The organism is Haloferula sp. BvORR071 (assembly GCF_000739615.1).
GTDB lineage: Bacteria > Verrucomicrobiota > Verrucomicrobiia > Verrucomicrobiales > Akkermansiaceae > Haloferula.
In genome coordinates this window covers 231,327-247,064 of record NZ_BATP01000059.1, presented here as the reverse complement: position 1 = coordinate 247,064, position 15,738 = coordinate 231,327, and the positions used below count along the sequence as shown (strand labels likewise).

The 15,738-nt window shown below is 61.1% G+C and carries 15 protein-coding genes; 9 read left to right on the top strand and 6 right to left on the bottom strand.

Annotation, left to right across the window (positions count from 1 at the left end):
* Nucleotides 1-41: 41 nt before the first annotated feature.
* The gene (locus BV071_RS30190) at nt 42-1,145 is read right to left on the bottom strand and encodes a hypothetical protein (protein ID WP_265595084.1); all 1,104 of its coding nucleotides are present in this window, start codon (nt 1,143-1,145) and stop codon (nt 42-44) included.
* Nucleotides 1,146-1,254: 109 nt separating this feature from the next.
* Here BV071_RS30190 and BV071_RS30185 point away from each other — a divergent pair, with 109 nt between their 5' ends.
* From BV071_RS30185 to BV071_RS30170, 5 genes are all read left to right on the top strand, one after another.
* On the top strand, nt 1,255-2,097 hold the full coding sequence (locus BV071_RS30185; RefSeq protein ID WP_035615497.1) for a sugar phosphate isomerase/epimerase family protein: 843 nt from the start codon (nt 1,255-1,257) through the stop codon (nt 2,095-2,097).
* A 322-nt stretch (nt 2,098-2,419) separates the two neighbouring features.
* Nucleotides 2,420-3,430 (top strand): hypothetical protein, encoded by a 1,011-nt coding sequence (locus BV071_RS30180; protein WP_265595083.1) that lies wholly within the window; start codon nt 2,420-2,422, stop codon nt 3,428-3,430.
* 141 nt (nt 3,431-3,571) lie between these two features.
* The gene (gene upp / locus BV071_RS30175; protein WP_035615493.1) at nt 3,572-4,192 is read left to right on the top strand and encodes a uracil phosphoribosyltransferase; all 621 of its coding nucleotides are present in this window, start codon (nt 3,572-3,574) and stop codon (nt 4,190-4,192) included.
* 88 nt (nt 4,193-4,280) lie between these two features.
* Nucleotides 4,281-4,436 (top strand): small basic protein, encoded by a 156-nt coding sequence (locus BV071_RS34570; protein WP_075091045.1) that lies wholly within the window; start codon nt 4,281-4,283, stop codon nt 4,434-4,436.
* Between the two features lie 226 nt (nt 4,437-4,662).
* Complete coding sequence (locus BV071_RS30170; protein ID WP_075091044.1) at nt 4,663-5,589, top strand: pseudouridine synthase; 927 nt, start codon at nt 4,663-4,665, stop codon at nt 5,587-5,589.
* A gap of 98 nt (nt 5,590-5,687) precedes the next feature.
* Here the strand turns inward: BV071_RS30170 and BV071_RS30165 are convergent, their stop codons facing one another.
* On the bottom strand, nt 5,688-6,581 hold the full coding sequence (locus BV071_RS30165) for a neutral zinc metallopeptidase (RefSeq protein ID WP_035615491.1): 894 nt from the start codon (nt 6,579-6,581) through the stop codon (nt 5,688-5,690).
* Nucleotides 6,582-6,725: 144 nt separating this feature from the next.
* A complete protein-coding gene (locus tag BV071_RS34565; RefSeq protein ID WP_035615489.1) occupies nt 6,726-6,881 on the bottom strand; it encodes a DUF1328 domain-containing protein in 156 nt (51 codons plus the stop codon).
* A 522-nt stretch (nt 6,882-7,403) separates the two neighbouring features.
* Between BV071_RS34565 and acs the strand changes: the two genes are divergently transcribed.
* From acs to BV071_RS30145, 3 genes are all read left to right on the top strand, one after another.
* Nucleotides 7,404-9,380: an acetate--CoA ligase gene (gene acs / locus BV071_RS30155; RefSeq protein ID WP_035615487.1), complete on the top strand. Its 1,977-nt coding sequence runs from the start codon at nt 7,404-7,406 to the stop codon at nt 9,378-9,380.
* Entirely contained in the window at nt 9,377-10,240 is an 864-nt protein-coding gene (locus BV071_RS30150; protein ID WP_035615485.1) for a hypothetical protein, read from the top strand. Before acs ends, BV071_RS30150 begins: the two co-directional genes overlap by 4 nt.
* A gap of 209 nt (nt 10,241-10,449) precedes the next feature.
* The gene (locus BV071_RS30145; protein ID WP_035615484.1) at nt 10,450-11,298 is read left to right on the top strand and encodes a DUF4339 domain-containing protein; all 849 of its coding nucleotides are present in this window, start codon (nt 10,450-10,452) and stop codon (nt 11,296-11,298) included.
* 27 nt (nt 11,299-11,325) lie between these two features.
* On the opposite strand, the gene BV071_RS30140 is transcribed toward BV071_RS30145, so the two are convergent.
* On the bottom strand, nt 11,326-11,931 hold the full coding sequence (locus BV071_RS30140; protein ID WP_035615482.1) for a TetR family transcriptional regulator: 606 nt from the start codon (nt 11,929-11,931) through the stop codon (nt 11,326-11,328).
* 121 nt (nt 11,932-12,052) lie between these two features.
* On the opposite strand from BV071_RS30140, the gene BV071_RS30135 reads away from it, so the two are divergent.
* Complete coding sequence (locus tag BV071_RS30135; protein ID WP_035615480.1) at nt 12,053-12,946, top strand: aldo/keto reductase family oxidoreductase; 894 nt, start codon at nt 12,053-12,055, stop codon at nt 12,944-12,946.
* A 243-nt stretch (nt 12,947-13,189) separates the two neighbouring features.
* Here the strand turns inward: BV071_RS30135 and BV071_RS30130 are convergent, their stop codons facing one another.
* Both BV071_RS30130 and fmt read right to left on the bottom strand, forming a co-directional pair.
* Nucleotides 13,190-14,698 (bottom strand): hypothetical protein, encoded by a 1,509-nt coding sequence (locus BV071_RS30130; RefSeq protein WP_035615478.1) that lies wholly within the window; start codon nt 14,696-14,698, stop codon nt 13,190-13,192.
* An 86-nt stretch (nt 14,699-14,784) separates the two neighbouring features.
* Nucleotides 14,785-15,732 carry a methionyl-tRNA formyltransferase gene (fmt, locus tag BV071_RS30125; protein ID WP_035615476.1) on the bottom strand — a complete coding sequence of 316 codons (948 nt, stop codon included), beginning with the start codon at nt 15,730-15,732 and terminating at the stop codon, nt 14,785-14,787.
* Between the last annotated feature and the right edge of the window lie 6 nt (nt 15,733-15,738).

The following is a 15,738-nucleotide window of genomic DNA, read 5'->3' as shown; positions in this document are numbered from 1 at the left end:
GGTAGGTGACTCAGAGTCCCGTTTGCGGATGCCTTGATAGGTTAGAGAACGAAATTCCAATCGATGGCGGCTTCCAAGGACTGCCCGGAGTCGCCGCTGATCTTCACTTTGCCGGGACCGGCGGGGACGATGGAGCTGACCATACCGAAGCCTTCCGGGACTTCTGCCGCCGCCTGGATGGTCCGCAGGGAAACGGTCTCGTCCTTGCGGAACTTGCGGGTGGTCGGCACGCCCGCAGCTTGGAGCGGATTCGTGCGCGAAACGTCCACGCCATCGGCGAAGTGCGAGCAGACTTCCTCGATGCCCATGCGGCCGAGGTGTCGCCCATTCCATGGCTCACCGTGACGCCCGCCATTGCTGATCCAGAAGATCGTGCACGGGAAGTCCGCCGGATTCTTCAAAGAAAACCAAACATAGCCATCCAGCACCGCCGCGGACCAGGCGAAGGGCTGCTCCGCGGTGGCCGGTTCACTGGCCATCATCACCACGTCGTCATAGCCCCGGCGCGCCGGATAACGCGTGAGATCCGTGCTTCCTCCTGTGGCAAGCGGCACCGCCTGCAAGTCGGAAAACTCCGCCCCCTGCCGCAGCGCCTGATACTCGCGGTTGATCGGATTCGAGAAGATCCCGGTATAAACCGAGCCCCAGCGGAATGGAGAAACGCTGATCCGCGCCACGCCGTCCGCCAGGCCGGAGAAGTCGAGCACCGGGTGATTGCCGTAGCTGTAGTCGCCCTCGGCACCCGTAATACGATGATCGCAGTAGATGGCGGCCTGCCCTTCCCTCAAGCTGAGGATCTTCTCCACCCAGGCCCCGGACTCCGGGTCATCGAGACCGAGGTGCAGGATGTTGTCCCCGCCCGCCACGATCTTCCACTCATTGTTCGCGGAAGCACCGTGCGGCGGCCCGACTTTCTGTCCGCCGAAAGGAAAACACAGGAAATCCCCGCGCAGCACCTTGAGCAGCTCCGGCAGGGTCGCATCCACCTCATCACGGGTCCACGGCGACAGCGAATAGGGCGCGACCGTCCGGCCGTTCAGCGTGAATTCCACCGGCGCCAAATGTCCGCCACGGCAAGCGACTTGCAGCCTAACCCGCTCGTGGGATAGACACCAACTTGGCTCACCGTGAATCAGCTCAGTCATTGGGAAGGCCGCGATTCAGAAAAAATCTCACAAAAACGGAAGCAAAATCACATTCTGACGAAAATTGGAATGGTCGCCCCGAGGCCGGGCTATTAGGGAATGCGGCAGCATGAAACTCGGCTTCAACCTGCTTCTGTGGACCGGTCAGCTCCAAGAAGATCAATTCCACCTGCTCTCCTCCCTCAAGACTGCCGGCTACGATGGCGTGGAGTTGCCGATTTTCGCCGCCGATGCCGCCCACTACAAGGTCGTCGGCCAAGCGCTGCGCGACCAGGGCCTGCGCTCCACAGCCGTGACCGTGATCCCCGATGCGGAGCACAGCCCCTGCAGCCCGGAGGCTTCGCATCGCGCCGCCGCAGTGGACTACCTGAAGACCATCGTCGACTCCTGCCACGCCGCCGGCACCGAGATCCTGATGGGCCCCTACCACCAGCCGCTGGGCGTCTTCTCCGGAGACCCCGTGACCTTGGACGAGTGGAACCGCGCCGCTGAGGTCCACCGCAAGGTCGCCGACTACGCGCAGGAAGCCGGCGTGAAGCTGGTGATCGAGTGGCTGAACCGCTTCGAGTGCTACTTCATCACCACCATGCAGCAGGGTGCTGAATACTCCGCGCTGGTGAACCACCCGAACTTCACCACGATGTACGATACCTTCCACGCGAACATCGAGGAGAAGCACCCCGCCGAGAGCCTCCGCAAGCATATCAAGAGCGTGGGCCACGTGCATATCTCCGAGAACGACCGCGGCACCCCGGGCACCGGCCACGCGCAGATCAAGGAGAGCATCGCCGTGCTCAAGGAAGAAGGCTACACCGGCTGGCTGACCATCGAGGCCTTCGGCCGCGCCCTGCCCGAATTGGCGGCTGCGACCCGAGTGTGGCGCGATCTGTTCCCGACTCCTGAGGAGGTTTATACGAAGGGGATCGCTTATATTAAGGAGTGCCTCGGCTGAGCATCGGGGCCAGAGCTTCCGTTGTATCGCCCGCGCCAGAAATGGTGCGGGTTTTCTTTTTCAGGGGCATGACTTGTCGGCCTCCCCGGAAGCCGCGGGTCACGTTGAATATGCACTCATCCAAGCGCCCTCAGCTGGCGGAATTGGCGGTGACACTGCAGGTGGGCGCGATTCCTTTCCCAACGCTGGAGGTATATCGATTCGAAGAATTACTCCCGCCAACCACAGCAAATCGCCGCTAACCCATCAAGATATTCACTCAACATGACGGCATCCGAAACAACAATTGATCTACGGACGTTCGCATGCATAGCCTGAAGTCATGAGAAGAACGGCGATCCTGGCGGCTATATTGCTAGCCGCGGCTGCATTCACATTCAAGACGCTCCGCTCTGATGTTTCGAGCGCACCCAGGAAAGAAGATTCAAATGCCCTTCCTCATTCTCAAGGAAACACGTTTGATTCTTCGAGCGCTAGAGCAGAAGCGGAAGCCAGGTCAGGAGCGAATCGAGCAGCAAAGCGGGATGCTGATGCTAAGAGAAAAGAAAACCGCAACTTGTTGGAGAGAATAAAAAATCTCCGGGAAGAGCTAGCAGTCTCTGAGGATCCGGCCGGAATCCTTAGAGAATTCTCCAACTTGATCCAAGATGCAGACCATGACACCAAAGCAATCATCATTAGCAGTCTTGTGAGCAATCTGTTGAATTTTCAAACCCCCGAAGAGAACTTCAACTGGTTACTGGAAAACCACGAAATTCTGGGTGCAAGCTTGAGTTCCGTGCACTCAGCTCAAGGACAAACCGTGAATCAGGAGTTTTACGAGATGGTTTTCAGATCCTACGCCACCAGCAACAAACTGGACGAATTGGATTACAGCATCCATCGAATCACCCCGCCTGAGCTCCAATCATCATTTGAGCGTGAGTTGTTACCATTCATCGCCATGATAAAGAAGGACTACGGAGTCTTGGATAAGATAAGCAATCCCGAACAGAAGGCGGAAATTGCGAAGAGCGTCATCACGAATTTGAATACCCTTGTTTACAACAACGCCGAGGCGGTCCGGTGCTATTTGGATCCCCGGTTTTCTCTTGTCGACGATTCGAACGGCACGCTGCTGGACACTTTGGTCGGGCCTGGCTGGTATGAAAAGAACTCGGAAAAAATCGCTGATTACCTTAAAAATTCGGGCTCAAGTATTGCCAAGGACCGCCTTCTCGCACAGCTGGCTTTCTTCGCGTCTAATAGCGGTGACGGAAGAGTGGACGACTTTTTGAGCCAAATTGAGAACGCCGAGATCCTCAGCCAAGCCCAAGTCAAAATCAAACCCTAGCGGCTCCAATAGCGGCTTCCACACTTTCGTCCGGCGCTACCGGACATCCATTTTCAGCAACCTTGATCGGAGGTGGCTGGCATCGAGGAAACACCTCCTCGTGACTTGCCACCCGGCATGGATCGCGCTTTCTAGGATGCCGTGGTTCACGTCGTCGATCATCCCCTCGTCCAGGCAGAGCTCACGGGCCTGCGTTGCCGGAATTGTCCCGGTCCGGAATTCCGCCAGCGGCTGCGCCGGATTTGCTCGCTGATGGTGCCGGCGGTCACGGCGGATTTCGAAACCAAGGTGGTGAGCTGCGAGACACCACTGGAGATGACCAGCGGGGTGGAGGTGACCCGGCGGATCATTCTGGCACCCGTGCTGCGGGCCGGACTGGGCTTTTTGGATGGCTTCTTCGACCTGCTTCCGGGCGCTGCTGTGGCCCACATCGGGCTGGCGCGGAATGAGGAGACCCTCCTGCCGGAGCCCTACTACATCAAGACCCCACCGATCCTCGCGGAGAGCGAAGTGATCCTGCTCGACCCGATGCTGGCGACCGGCGGCTCCGCGGTGGAGGCAGCCCGGCGACTGATCGACCTCGGAGCGACGCACCTGCGCTTCGCCTGTCTGGTGGCAGCTCCAGAGGGGATTGCGACCTTCGAGGCGGCCTTTCCAGAGATCCCGGTCTTCACTGCCTCGATCGACCGGGGGCTGAATGACCGGGGCTATATCCTCCCGGGATTGGGCGATGCAGGCGACCGATTGTTCGGAACTGCGTGAGAAAAGCGGAAAAGGCCGGATTTTCCCATTGCCAAGGGAGCCAGAGCTTCCTAGCGTCCGCGCCCCGCGTAAAAACAACGATTTTCCCATGTCCAAGCACAGCAGTCTCAAGGCAAAAGGCGGCGCCGAAGGTAAGCGCTCCGTGATGAAGCGTTTCGAGCGCGTGAAGCTCATGAAGGAGCGCGGCGTTTGGAAGGAAGGCCGTAGCCCCATCGGTCTGCCGAAGACCAAGGGCGAGGCTTGATCCTCCTGCTTCCCTTTCCGATTTTCAGCAAGTGCGCAGGTCTTCACGGGCCTGCGCCTTTTGCGTTTTTCGGATTCATTCCATCGCTTCGATTTGAACCGCGAATGAACATGAATCTTCGCGGATAAAAGGGATGAGGGAGGCGGACAATTGTCCCCCACCCTTCTTCCAAATTCGTGTTCATCCGTGTCCATTCGTGGTTCTCTCTTCCCACCCATCTTAAGCCATGCCCGACGAAGGTATCCGATTGAACAAATTCCTCGCCTCCTGCGGGGTGGGCTCACGCCGTGCCTGCGACACACTGGTCCAGGAGGGCCATGTCGAGATCAACGGCAAGCCCTGCCTGAATCCGGCTGAGCGGGTCGAACCCAACGACTTCGTAAAGGTCGATGGCAAGCGGGTGCAGGCCAAGCAGACCAACACGGTCATGTTCTACAAGCCGCGCGGCTACGTCTGCTCGCGCGAGGATGAGCTGGGACGCGAGACGATCTATACGATCCTCCCGCCGATCCTGCAGCACCTTCACCACGTCGGCCGGCTCGACCGCGATTCGGAAGGCCTGCTGATCCTGACCAACGACGGTGATCTTTCGCAGAAGCTGATGCACCCCTCCAAATCGGTGGAAAAGGAGTACATCGTGACGGCAAACCAGCCAGTGCTGAATGAGCACCTCGATCTCTTCATCTCCGGCATCTATGTGGAGAATGTGCGGATGAAAGCGAAGGAGGTGCAGCGCCTGTCCTCACGCCGCTACCGCATCGTGCTGGAGACCGGCCTGAAGCGGCAGATCCGCCAGATGTTCCTGACGCTCGGCTACAAGGTGGAGAAGCTTGTGCGGATCCGCATCGGTCGCCTGATCCTCGGCGATTTCCCAATGGGAGCCTGGCGTCCTCTGGAGCAGGTGGAAATCGACGCGCTGCAGCAGAACCCGAAGGTCCGGGCCGCAGCCAAGAAGGGGGCCAAGAAAAGCGCAAAGAAGGCCGCTAAAAAGACCGCCAAAACCGCCCCGGGCACACTGCCCGCGGCGCGCCCGAAACGCGGTCCGAAGGAAGGCCGCAAGCGCACTCCGGAACCCGGTCGACCCAAAGGCCCGACATCCTCACGCCCGATGGCGAAAAAGTCGGCCAAGCGTGCTCCAAAGCGGAAGTTCTGAGCTCGCCTCAAGTCGGGTCGGCGACAAGCCACACACCGTGGTGATGGAGTCTGCCACCCCCTGTGAGTTAGGACCGGATGCCGCGCTTGTGTCAGGTCTCACAAATCCTTGTAAGGCATCGAAAACGTATCGCCGTCCTCGATCTTGCCGCTGAGTAGTCCCTTCTGGAACCAGCGTGTCCGCTGCTCGGAGGTCCCGTGGGTGAAGGAATGCGGCACCACGCGCCCTTGCATCTTCTTCTGAATCGCGTCGTCGCCGATGGCATTGGCGGCGCGCATGGCCTCCTCGATATCACTGCGATCCAGCTTCAGTGTCTGTTGCGAATGATTCGCCCACACACCGGCGAGGAAATCTGCCTGCAGTTCAAGGCGCACCGAGTACTCGTTGTAGTCCGGCCGCCCTTGCATCGCCGCCACCTTGTCCGAGGTGCCGACCAGTTTCTGCACATGGTGACCCACCTCATGCGCGATCACATAGGCTTGGGCGAAATCCCCCGGTGAATTGAAAGTCTGCGCGAGTTCGTCGTAGAAGCTCAGGTCGATGTATACCTTGCGGTCTGCGGGGCAGTAGAAGGGTCCCATCTCCGCGCTGCCAGTGCCGCAGCCCGTTTGCGTCCGCCCGCGGTAGACCTGCAGGCCGGGCTGCTCGTATTTCCTCCCGATGCGGGCGAACTCCTTGGTCCACACGTCTTCAGTGCTGCCAAGCACCACCTTGACGAAGCGGAACCGCTCCTCGTCCTCCGGGCTCACCTGCGTCTGCTGGCCGGGCCCCACGGATCCTCCGCCTAGCAGGGTATTGAGATCCACGATGCCGCACTTCACCAGCGCGAATCCCAAGACGAGCGCGCCCAGGATTCCCTTGATACCGAATTTCCGGCCGACCAAGGCGAGCAGGCTGAAGGCACCGCCTCCAATGCCGCCACCACCGCCCGAGGAAGCCCTTCCCCGCGCGTCGTCCACATTGTCGCTCTCCCGTTGTCCTTTCCAGTCCATGGTCGCAAATATCTACGGCCACCGATCCGATGGCCAGATTTCATCGCGCTTACTTGCTCCGAGCTTGGTCCCGCGCGGGAACGCCAACGGCTCCCGGCACACGGAGATCCCGGTGGGAACCCGATGGGCCGGGAGTCACGGAACTCAGGCCTTCTTTTTCAAGAAAGACAGGAGCGCGAAGACCAGGAAAACCACGAAACAGATCTTGGCGATCAGTGCGGCGGTCCCGGCGAGTTGCCCGAAGCCGAGGAACGCGGCGATCAGGGCGACGATAATGAATACAATGGCATAGTGTAGCATGGCGATCGGGGGTTGGGATTTTCTCCAGGAAAAGGTTCAGAGAGCCGTGCGATCTAACTTTAGGTATCCACCTCTATCTTACCCCGCACAGAAATGCCACGACTTTCCGCAGTGCTGCCTCATGCCGAGGTCTTTTCAGCGCCCACGACGGCGGCGAGTCCTGAGGGACCGGAGCTGGCTCGGGCACGGCAACGACCGATATCGAGCTGAAATCGAGGGCCCGGTTCGCTGCCGTCACCCGCTTTGGAGGACCCTTCGGTGGCGATATCCCGGATCGCCTCGTTGCGTGGATTTGACCAAGCAAACCGGTTCAGCAATTTCTTCCGCCGGGAACCCGGGAAGAGCCGGGTAATTGGCGAAAGGGACAGCATTGACCGCCCAGCCCCCGGAAGTTCGGAACACCCCGAAAAAGTCGGCCAAGCGTGCTCCAAAGCGCAAATTTTGAGTCGCCGCCTGCGAAAGCTGCCTTGTAGCTTGCCGCAGGTCCGGCAACCCAAAGCAAGCCGGGGAACCCAAGGCACCATGAGCAGCAAGTCCAAGTCCTCGTCCATCGAAAGCCATCTCATCGAAGATCGCATCTTCAAGCCCGCCAAGGAATTCTCCGCCAAGGCGCGCATCTCCAGCCAGGCTCAGTACAAGAAGCTCTGGCAGGAGTCGGTGGACAAGCCCAACGTCTTCTGGGCGCGTGAAGCGAAGGAGCTTTCCTGGCGCACTCCCTGGACCAAGGTGCTCGATTGGAAGGCACCGGATGCGAAGTGGTTCGTGGGCGGCAAGCTGAACGTCTGCGAGAACTGCGTTGATCGCCACGCCGAGGGCTCGCGCAAGAACAAGGCTGCGATCATTTTCGAAGGCGAGCCCGGCGACAAGCGGGTGATCACCTATGCCCAGCTCCAGCGCGAAGTCATGCGCTTCGCCAATGTGCTGCTCGCGAAGGGCGTGAAGGCCAAGGACCGCGTGCTGGTCTATATGCCCATGATCCCGGAAGCGGCAGTCGCGATGCTGGCCTGTGCGCGTATCGGCGCGGTGCACTCGGTGGTCTTCGGTGGCTTCTCGTCCGAGTCGATCGTGGATCGTCTGGAAGACTCCGGCGCGACCCACGTGGTCACTGCGGATGGTGGCTGGCGCCGCGGCAAGATCGTGCCGCTGAAGGAGAACGTCGATGAAGCGCTGAAGCGCTACAACGGCATCAAGTCGGTGGTCGTCTTCAAGCGCACCGGCCAGGAGATCGCGATGCAGGACGGCCGCGATACCTGGTGGCACGATGAAATCGCCAAGGTCAGTGCGAAGCACGAGGCCAAGGCTTTCGACTCCGAGCACCCGCTCTTCATTCTCTACACCTCCGGTTCGACCGGAAAGCCGAAGGGCATCCTCCACACCAGCGGCGGCTACCTCGTGGGCACCTACACCACCTGCAAGTACGTCTTCGACATGCGCGATGACGATGTCTACTGGTGCACAGCCGACGTCGGCTGGATCACCGGCCACAGTTACATCGTCTACGGTCCGCTGGCGATGGGCGTGACTCAGGTGATGTATGAGGGCGCCCCGAACCAGCCGGACTTCGGCCGCTTCTGGCAGATCATCGAGGAGAATGGTGTGAGCATCTTCTACACCGCGCCAACCGCGATCCGCGCCTTCATCAAGGCCGGCGACCACTTCCCGGCGAAGCACGATCTGTCCTCCCTGCGCCTCCTCGGCTCCGTGGGTGAGCCGATCAATCCGGAAGCCTGGATGTGGTATCACGAGAAGATCGGCGGCGGCCGCTGCCCGATCGTCGATACCTGGTGGCAGACCGAGACCGGCGCGATCATGATCACTCCCCTTCCGGGTTGCACGCCTACCAAGCCCGGCACGGCGACCCTGCCCTTCTTCGGCGTGGATGCCGCGATCCTCGACGAGGGTGGCCAGGAGTGTAAGCCGAACGAGGGTGGCCGCCTGGTGATCCGCAAGCCATGGCCGTCCATGACCCGCGCCATCTACGGCGACAAGGCCCGCTATAAGAAGACCTACTGGTCCGACTACAAGGGCATGTACACCGCCGGCGACGGCGCCCGCCGCGACAAGCAGGGCAATTTCTGGATCGTGGGCCGCCTGGACGACGTGCTGAACGTCTCTGGTCACCGCCTCGGCACCGCGGAGGTGGAGAGCGCACTGGTCGGCCACCCGGCCGTGGCCGAGTCCGCCGTGGTCGGCCGCCCGGATGATCTGAAGGGTCAGGCAGTTGTCGCTTTCGTGACATTGAAAGCCGGGATCGAGGAATCCCCCGCATTGCAAAAAGAGCTGCGGGAACACGTCGGCAAGGTGATCGGCGCGATCGCCAAGCCGGATGATCTTCACTTCGCTCCTGCCTTGCCAAAAACGCGTTCCGGCAAGATCATGCGCCGTCTGCTGAAGGAACTGGTCACGGTCGGAACCGTCAGCGGCAACATCACGACTCTTGAGGATTTCAGCGTGATCACCACGCTCCAAGAAAAGATCTCTGGTGCCAAAAAGGCATGACCACCACCCGCTACATCTTCGCTCGTTTTGCTCAAGCCTTCGGCGTGAACCGCCGTCAGCGGCGCATGGCCGAGGCCGCTGCCGAGATGCACCTGCTGCGCGAAGCGGAGCAGGTGCTCGGACAGTCGGTCTGGGAGCAGGTCGAAGAAGTAGAGGAACTGGGCGTGGAGTACTGGAACCTGCGCAAGCTGATCAAGGAGCGCGACGAGATCCGCGCCAAGCTGGATGATTGCGAATCGCTGCTCGCGGATGCCCACGAGCAGCGCTCCACCCTGCTCGGTGCGAAGTCGGATTCGCAGGCGGATCTGGAAGCCACCCGCGGCGAGCTGCTCGCCGACTTGGAGAAGCTCTCCCGCGAACGCGACACAGTGATTCAGCAGGCGCGGGAAATCCGCCGGATTTACGATGGTCTCAAGATGAAGCTGGAGGTTCTCCAACGCGAGGGCACCAGCGACGCGATCGAGAAAACCAAGAGCCGCATGGTCGAACTCAAGGTCCGTTTCACCGAACTGAAGCACGACCGCGACCGTGTGGCCGCCAGCATCGCCGATGGCGATGCCAAGGTGGATGTGATCGACGCCGAGCTCGCCGAGGAGCGCCAGAAGCACCGAGCGGAAGCCTCCGTGGCCTTCCAGCAGATCGGCCAGGCAAATCGGGATATCTCGTCCTTGAAGGCCCAACTCGGCTTGATCGACACGCAGATGCGCCAGCTCTTCAGCGAGATCGGCCGCCACGTGAGCCGCAATGCTTTCGTCAACGATCAGTGCAAGACCGCGGCGAAGGGGCATATCCCGATGATCGACGTGATGCGCGCCCTGCGGAAGAGCGTGGCGATGAATCACCGTCTGGCGGGGATGTGATTGGGCGGGAAAGCCGGGTTGCGCCTACCGGCCCGAGCTCATCTTGTGATGGCCCGGGCTTCAACGGGATGCGACCACGCGAGGGATCCGTGGCGCGGAGGCTTGTAGCCACGGGATGACCCGTGGCCCGCAACTTGCAAAGTTACCCTATTTCCTGATTTCACTTGCCACCAAAGGCATAAGTGTTCATTTGATCATAGCAACTTCTCATGAATGCTTTCACTCCCCCGCCTGCTTATTTCGTGCTGCATGAAGGTGTGGAGCAAGGCCCCTTCACGCTGGAGATGATCGCTTCCATGATTGCGGAGGGGGTTTACTCCGCGCCGCTTCAAGTCCGGGAATATCGCTCTGATTGCTATCAGATCCTGGAAATCGCCCCGGATCCACCGGCAGAGCCCGGAGCTGCACAAGCAAAAGCCCGCGCGCGCAAGAAGGATAGCCAGACCAGTCCTGTCCGGATGATTGGGGTCGGGGTCGCGATCGGCGTAATCCTCATCATCCTACTCGCGACGATCTTTGGGATAACCAAACCAAAATCGCCTCCGGAGGCCCAATCCGAGGACTACAGCGAAGAGCTGGCGCACTTGGCCGCAACCAGACGCGCTTGGACTGATGGAGATGCTGTGGCGAGAGAGGCCCTGGATAGAGAGGCCCTGCGGAGACAAATTCGAAATCATTCCGGAGATAAGACACCGCCCAGCTTGGACCAAGTGGAAGCCACCGCCCCGACCTTCTCTCTCAGGGATGCCAGCGGGCAGGTCTACTACATCAGCACTTCCGACTTCAACCGACTCTCACCCATCAAGGATTGCCTCGATCAAGATGGTGCCGTGATCGCTCAGGAAAACAAACGCATGATTGACGCCTTCGACCTGCTTGAGATGGAAAGAAACTCCTTGAATAACTCCGACCAGCGCGCGGTCGATGCCTTCAACCGGATGGTCGACAAACTCAATCAGCAGAACGCCAAGCTGCAGGATAAGATCAAATTCTTCAACATTCGGGTGGATGAATTCAACTCCGAGCTGAAGCGTGTGGCCACATTTCCCACGCGCTAGATTTCCGCACTGGGCCGGGAGACCAGCTCAGCGGGGAAGCCCGGAGGGGCTTGCCTTCAGGCCGCTGAGGATGATACCGAATGCGGCTCGGGCTTCTTCGTCGCTCGGGCATTCCTGCATGATCATCAGCGGATGATGGAAGGCCATGGTGGATTGCATGAAGGCGCGCGCTGCCACCTGTGCGTCCAAGCCCGCGGAAAACTCTCCAGCGGCAATGCCGTCGGCAATGATCCTCTCAAGCTGTGCATGCAAGCTGGCGACATGCTCGCTTGCCACCGTGCGCATGGTGATGGCGATGGCGTGGTAGACGCGAAAGAGCTCCGGGTCATCCAAGACCTTACGTCGCTTGGCGGCACGCAGCGTGTGGAACCACTCGGCCAAGCGTTCGGAGGCGGGACGGGTCTGGTCCGCAGCGATCTGCTCCAAGGGGGAGGAGACTTTGTTCAGCCAGCGCACGGCCACGGCATCCAAGACCGCCTTCTTGCTCGGGAAGTGGCGGTAGACGTTGCCGTGGCTCATACCCAGCGCGCGGGCGATATCCACCACGTTCATCTTCTCCGCACCATGACGGCGCAGCAGAACCTCGGCGGCATCGAGGATGCGCTCGGGTAGCGGTGTTTCTTCGGTGGTCACGACAGCGGCAAGGAAGCCTGCCCCAGAAAATCTCCAATCGCAGCCACAAATCACAAATGACAAATTTCATATTTTGTCATTTGACCCATCACGAAGACCACCTTACAGGGAACGCCGAACCATGAGCGAATCCACTTCATCCACTCCCGGCACCGCCCTCGGCGGAGAATTCACCTTCCCCGGCACCGAGGTAACCGTCCGCCGCATGGGCTACGGCGCGATGCAACTGGCGGGTCCAGGGGTCTACGGTCCGCCACGCGATCCGGTGGCTGCGGTGGCAGTGCTGCGCCGTGCGATCGAGGCCGGCGTAAATCACATCGACACCTCGGACTTCTACGGCCCGCATTTCACCAACCAGATCATTCGTGAGGCCCTCCACCCCTACCCAGACGAGCTCGTGATCGTCACCAAAGTGGGCTGCGTGCGCCCAGCCGATGGCTCATGGCAGATGGCGAAGTCGCCACAGGAACTAACCGAGCAAGTCCACGGCAACCTTCGCAATCTCGGGGTGGAAGCGCTCGACATCGTGAACATGCGCATGGGCGGGCTCGAAGCACCCAAGGACGAGCCGCTCGAAGAACAGATCGCGACCCTAGTCGAACTGAAGCAGCAGGGCCTGATCAAGCACATCGGCCTGAGTCATGTGACGCCGTGGCAATTGGAACAGGCCCAGAAGATGACCGAAATTGTCTGCATCCAGAACCTCTACAACCTGGTTCAGCGGCACGACGACGGCTTCATCGATAGCCTCGCCCAACAAGGGATCGCTTACGTTCCTTACTTCCCTCTCGGCGGCTTCAGGCCGATCCAATCTTCGGCTCTGGATGGCATCGCGGCGGCGCTCGGTGCCACGCCAATGCAGGTGGCTCTCGCTTGGCTGCTGCAGCGTTCGCCGAATATTCTGCTGATTCCGGGCACCTCCTCGGTTGCTCACTTGGAAGAGAACCTAGCCGCGGCAGATCTGGAGATTCCAGTAGAGACGATGGCGGAACTGGATGCGCTGGTGCGGGCGTGAGAGGCCCCGTGCACTCGAGAGAAACGTCCGGGCTTGGCGGCAGAGAGCCGTTTAGCTGTGTCATGAGCAGGCGGCGCCATGGGAGGGGGATGGCACACCAAGCCCGGAACGCGCGAAAGCTAGCAGCCTAGGGCTGTAGGGGAAAGTACCCAATTTCGGGGGCTGCTGGAATCGGGTGACGGAATCGCCCCAAAAGAGACTTGCGGGCTTCGTTGGTGGAGCGGCTGCGCCGCTGCGCTCCCATCAGAGCGCCGCTCTGCTCCGCGCCACAAGCGAACTGTCCGCCACCGATGAGCCCTTCAGCCAGTGCGTGCTGGCGGCGAGGAAACGGTTGCGGTAGGCGGGCGAGAGGTGTTTGTAGTCCTCGATGATCGCGCTACTATACTTGTAGTCGTGGGAGTCGGTGCCCTTGAGGTAGATCAGGCGCTGCGCCGCATCGGTGAACATCTTGGGATCGCCACCGCCATCGAGGAAGGCCAAGGTGCGACGAGAGGCCGCGAGGCGGTCGTCAGCGAGGCCGGCGAAAATCTCATCCACGGCGGCCAAGCCCTGCGACTCGGATGGCAAGGCTTCGAAGGTATCGATCTCCACCCCGCCCTCAATCCCGGCGTCCGAGCGGAACAGCGGCAGGAAAGAAGCATTCTGGAGCAGCAGGAATCGCCGCGTCTCATCGTCCTGCGCGTGCATGAAGGCGTAGTGCAGGGCGTTGGTGGTCGTCGAGGCGTGCAGGCTGACGATGCCGGGTGAGCGCATCAGCAACTCGGCTGCGCACTGGAACATGGCATCCCACACCGGCTGCGGGCTGCAGCCGCCATTGATCAGCTCGACCACCTTTGAGGCGGCATCGTCCCAAGTGCCGGAGCGCAGGGAGGCAAGCATCTCAGCCGTCGCACCCGGCCTGTTCTCGCCGCTGTTCCAGGTCGCGCGTAGCTCCTTGAGCCGCTCGTTGTTCTTGCGGCCTGGACGGTCGGCCAGCGCGTCGCGCTCGGTCGGATTGGTGCCGTCGTAGGCGAGCAGCGCGTAGGAGAGCGAGCGCAGCACCGGCTCGGCGTGTTGCCAGCCAATGGTTTCCAAGAGCCGCCAACTGTTCGAGACGTAGATGGCCTTGTGGCCGATGTCGCGGTAGTCACGCGCGCCGTAGCGGCAGAAGAGATCGAAGGCGGCTTGGGTGCCGATGCCACGGGCCACGCTAGCGGCAGAGGAGTCCGCACAGGCGATGTCCCAGGCATCCATTCCCCTGCGGAAGCTCTCCACCGCACGCTCCGCCGGTGGGACGGCGGCCTCGTAAACGGCCTCCATGGTCCAGTCGCCCTCCTTCTTGTCCTTCTCCTGCGAGGACTTGAATTGGTCGAGCGCCCAGAACAAGGGCAACCAGCGGTCGCCGGAGGGCGAATTCTGGCTGGCGAGATTGGCGGAGTTCACCACCAGCACGGCGTGAAATTTGAAGCCGACCGGCCGCGGTTGGATATTGCGGATGCCAGCGAGGAGCAGCGCCGCCAAGATCTCGCGGTGAGTCGTGCCGCCGCGGATCTTCTGGCCGACTTCTTCCAGTAAGCGCTCGCGCGAGGTGTCTTCCAGCAGGCGGACCAGCGGCTCGATCTCCGGCAGGAAGCGGACCATCGTGGGATCCACCTTGGCCTCCTGCGCCGAGACCATCGGCAGTCGTGACAAAAACTCCAGCCCCCCTGCTCCGAGCAAGGTCCCCTGCGTGGCGGTGGTGAGGAATCCCCGCCGTGTCCAATCCGATTTCATCGCGCGGGCAGCAACCCGAGCGGGAAGATGGGCACGGATTCGCAGGGACGCAAGGGGCAATGACGTGCGTCCGGGGAGGTCCCGATCTAACGGAATTGCGGCAGCGCCCCGCCGTGGAATCCGCGGGCCCACTCGGCCGCAGGCATCCGGCGCGATCCGTCTGCCTGCACTTCTCCGAGCACCAAGTGCCCTGTGCCACAGTCGACACGGACGGCACCCTCGCGCAGAACGACGGTGCCCGGCATTCCTTCGGCCTCCGCCCCGGAGCGGGCGGGGAAAATCTTGATCCGCTTCACCTTTCCGCCGTCGACAATCTCCGTCCAGGTCCCGGGCCACGGATCGTAGGCGCGGATCCTGCGGACGAGCCGGGCAGCATCCCAAGTCCAGTCGATCCGCCCGTGGTCGCGCTCCAGCTTGGGCGCGTAGGTGACGAGTGCGGGGTCCTGCGCAATGCATGGCGCGGTGGAGCTCATCAGCAGTGGCAGTGCTTCCGCCATCGCTTCCGCGGCGATCTCTGCCATGCGGTCGTGAAGAACGCCGCCGGTCTCATCCGCTCCGATCGGCGTGGAGCGCGCGAGGATGATGTCCCCTGCGTCAAGCTTCGGCACCATGTGCATCACGGTGATACCGGTCTCGGTATCGCCGTCATCGATGGCAGCCTGAATGCAGGAAGCGCCACGATGCCGCGGCAGCAGCGAGCCGTGCAGATTGATGCAGGCGATCCGTGGAATGGCGATCAGCGCCTTCGGCAAGATCTGCCCGTAAGCCATCACCACAATCAGATCCGGTGCCAGCTCGCGCAAGACAGCCAAGCTCGCCTCATCCCGCACACTCTCCGGCTGAAGCACCGGGATACCCGCTTCCACCGCAATCCGCTTAATGGGAGGCGGGAGCAATTCCCGATGCCGACCCGCCGGTTTGTCCGGCTGCGTGACCAAGGCCAAGGGCCGCGGCCCAGATTCGATCAGGCGGCGGAAAGAAGGAATCGCGATCTCTCCGCTACCGAAGAAGATCACGCGGGTATCACTCGGCATCAGGAA

Coding starts and splice junctions, on each gene's coding strand:
- BV071_RS30190 (WP_265595084.1), bottom strand. CDS start 1,145: ATGACTGAGCTGATTCACGGTGAGCCAAGTTGGTGTCTATCCCACGAG.
- BV071_RS30185 (WP_035615497.1), top strand. CDS start 1,255: ATGAAACTCGGCTTCAACCTGCTTCTGTGGACCGGTCAGCTCCAAGAA.
- BV071_RS30180 (WP_265595083.1), top strand. CDS start 2,420: ATGAGAAGAACGGCGATCCTGGCGGCTATATTGCTAGCCGCGGCTGCA.
- BV071_RS34570 (WP_075091045.1), top strand. CDS start 4,281: ATGTCCAAGCACAGCAGTCTCAAGGCAAAAGGCGGCGCCGAAGGTAAG.
- BV071_RS30170 (WP_075091044.1), top strand. CDS start 4,663: ATGCCCGACGAAGGTATCCGATTGAACAAATTCCTCGCCTCCTGCGGG.
- BV071_RS30165 (WP_035615491.1), bottom strand. CDS start 6,581: ATGGACTGGAAAGGACAACGGGAGAGCGACAATGTGGACGACGCGCGG.
- BV071_RS34565 (WP_035615489.1), bottom strand. CDS start 6,881: ATGCTACACTATGCCATTGTATTCATTATCGTCGCCCTGATCGCCGCG.
- acs (WP_035615487.1), top strand. CDS start 7,404: ATGAGCAGCAAGTCCAAGTCCTCGTCCATCGAAAGCCATCTCATCGAA.
- BV071_RS30150 (WP_035615485.1), top strand. CDS start 9,377: ATGACCACCACCCGCTACATCTTCGCTCGTTTTGCTCAAGCCTTCGGC.
- BV071_RS30145 (WP_035615484.1), top strand. CDS start 10,450: ATGAATGCTTTCACTCCCCCGCCTGCTTATTTCGTGCTGCATGAAGGT.
- BV071_RS30135 (WP_035615480.1), top strand. CDS start 12,053: ATGAGCGAATCCACTTCATCCACTCCCGGCACCGCCCTCGGCGGAGAA.
- BV071_RS30130 (WP_035615478.1), bottom strand. CDS start 14,698: ATGAAATCGGATTGGACACGGCGGGGATTCCTCACCACCGCCACGCAG.
- fmt (WP_035615476.1), bottom strand. CDS start 15,732: ATGCCGAGTGATACCCGCGTGATCTTCTTCGGTAGCGGAGAGATCGCG.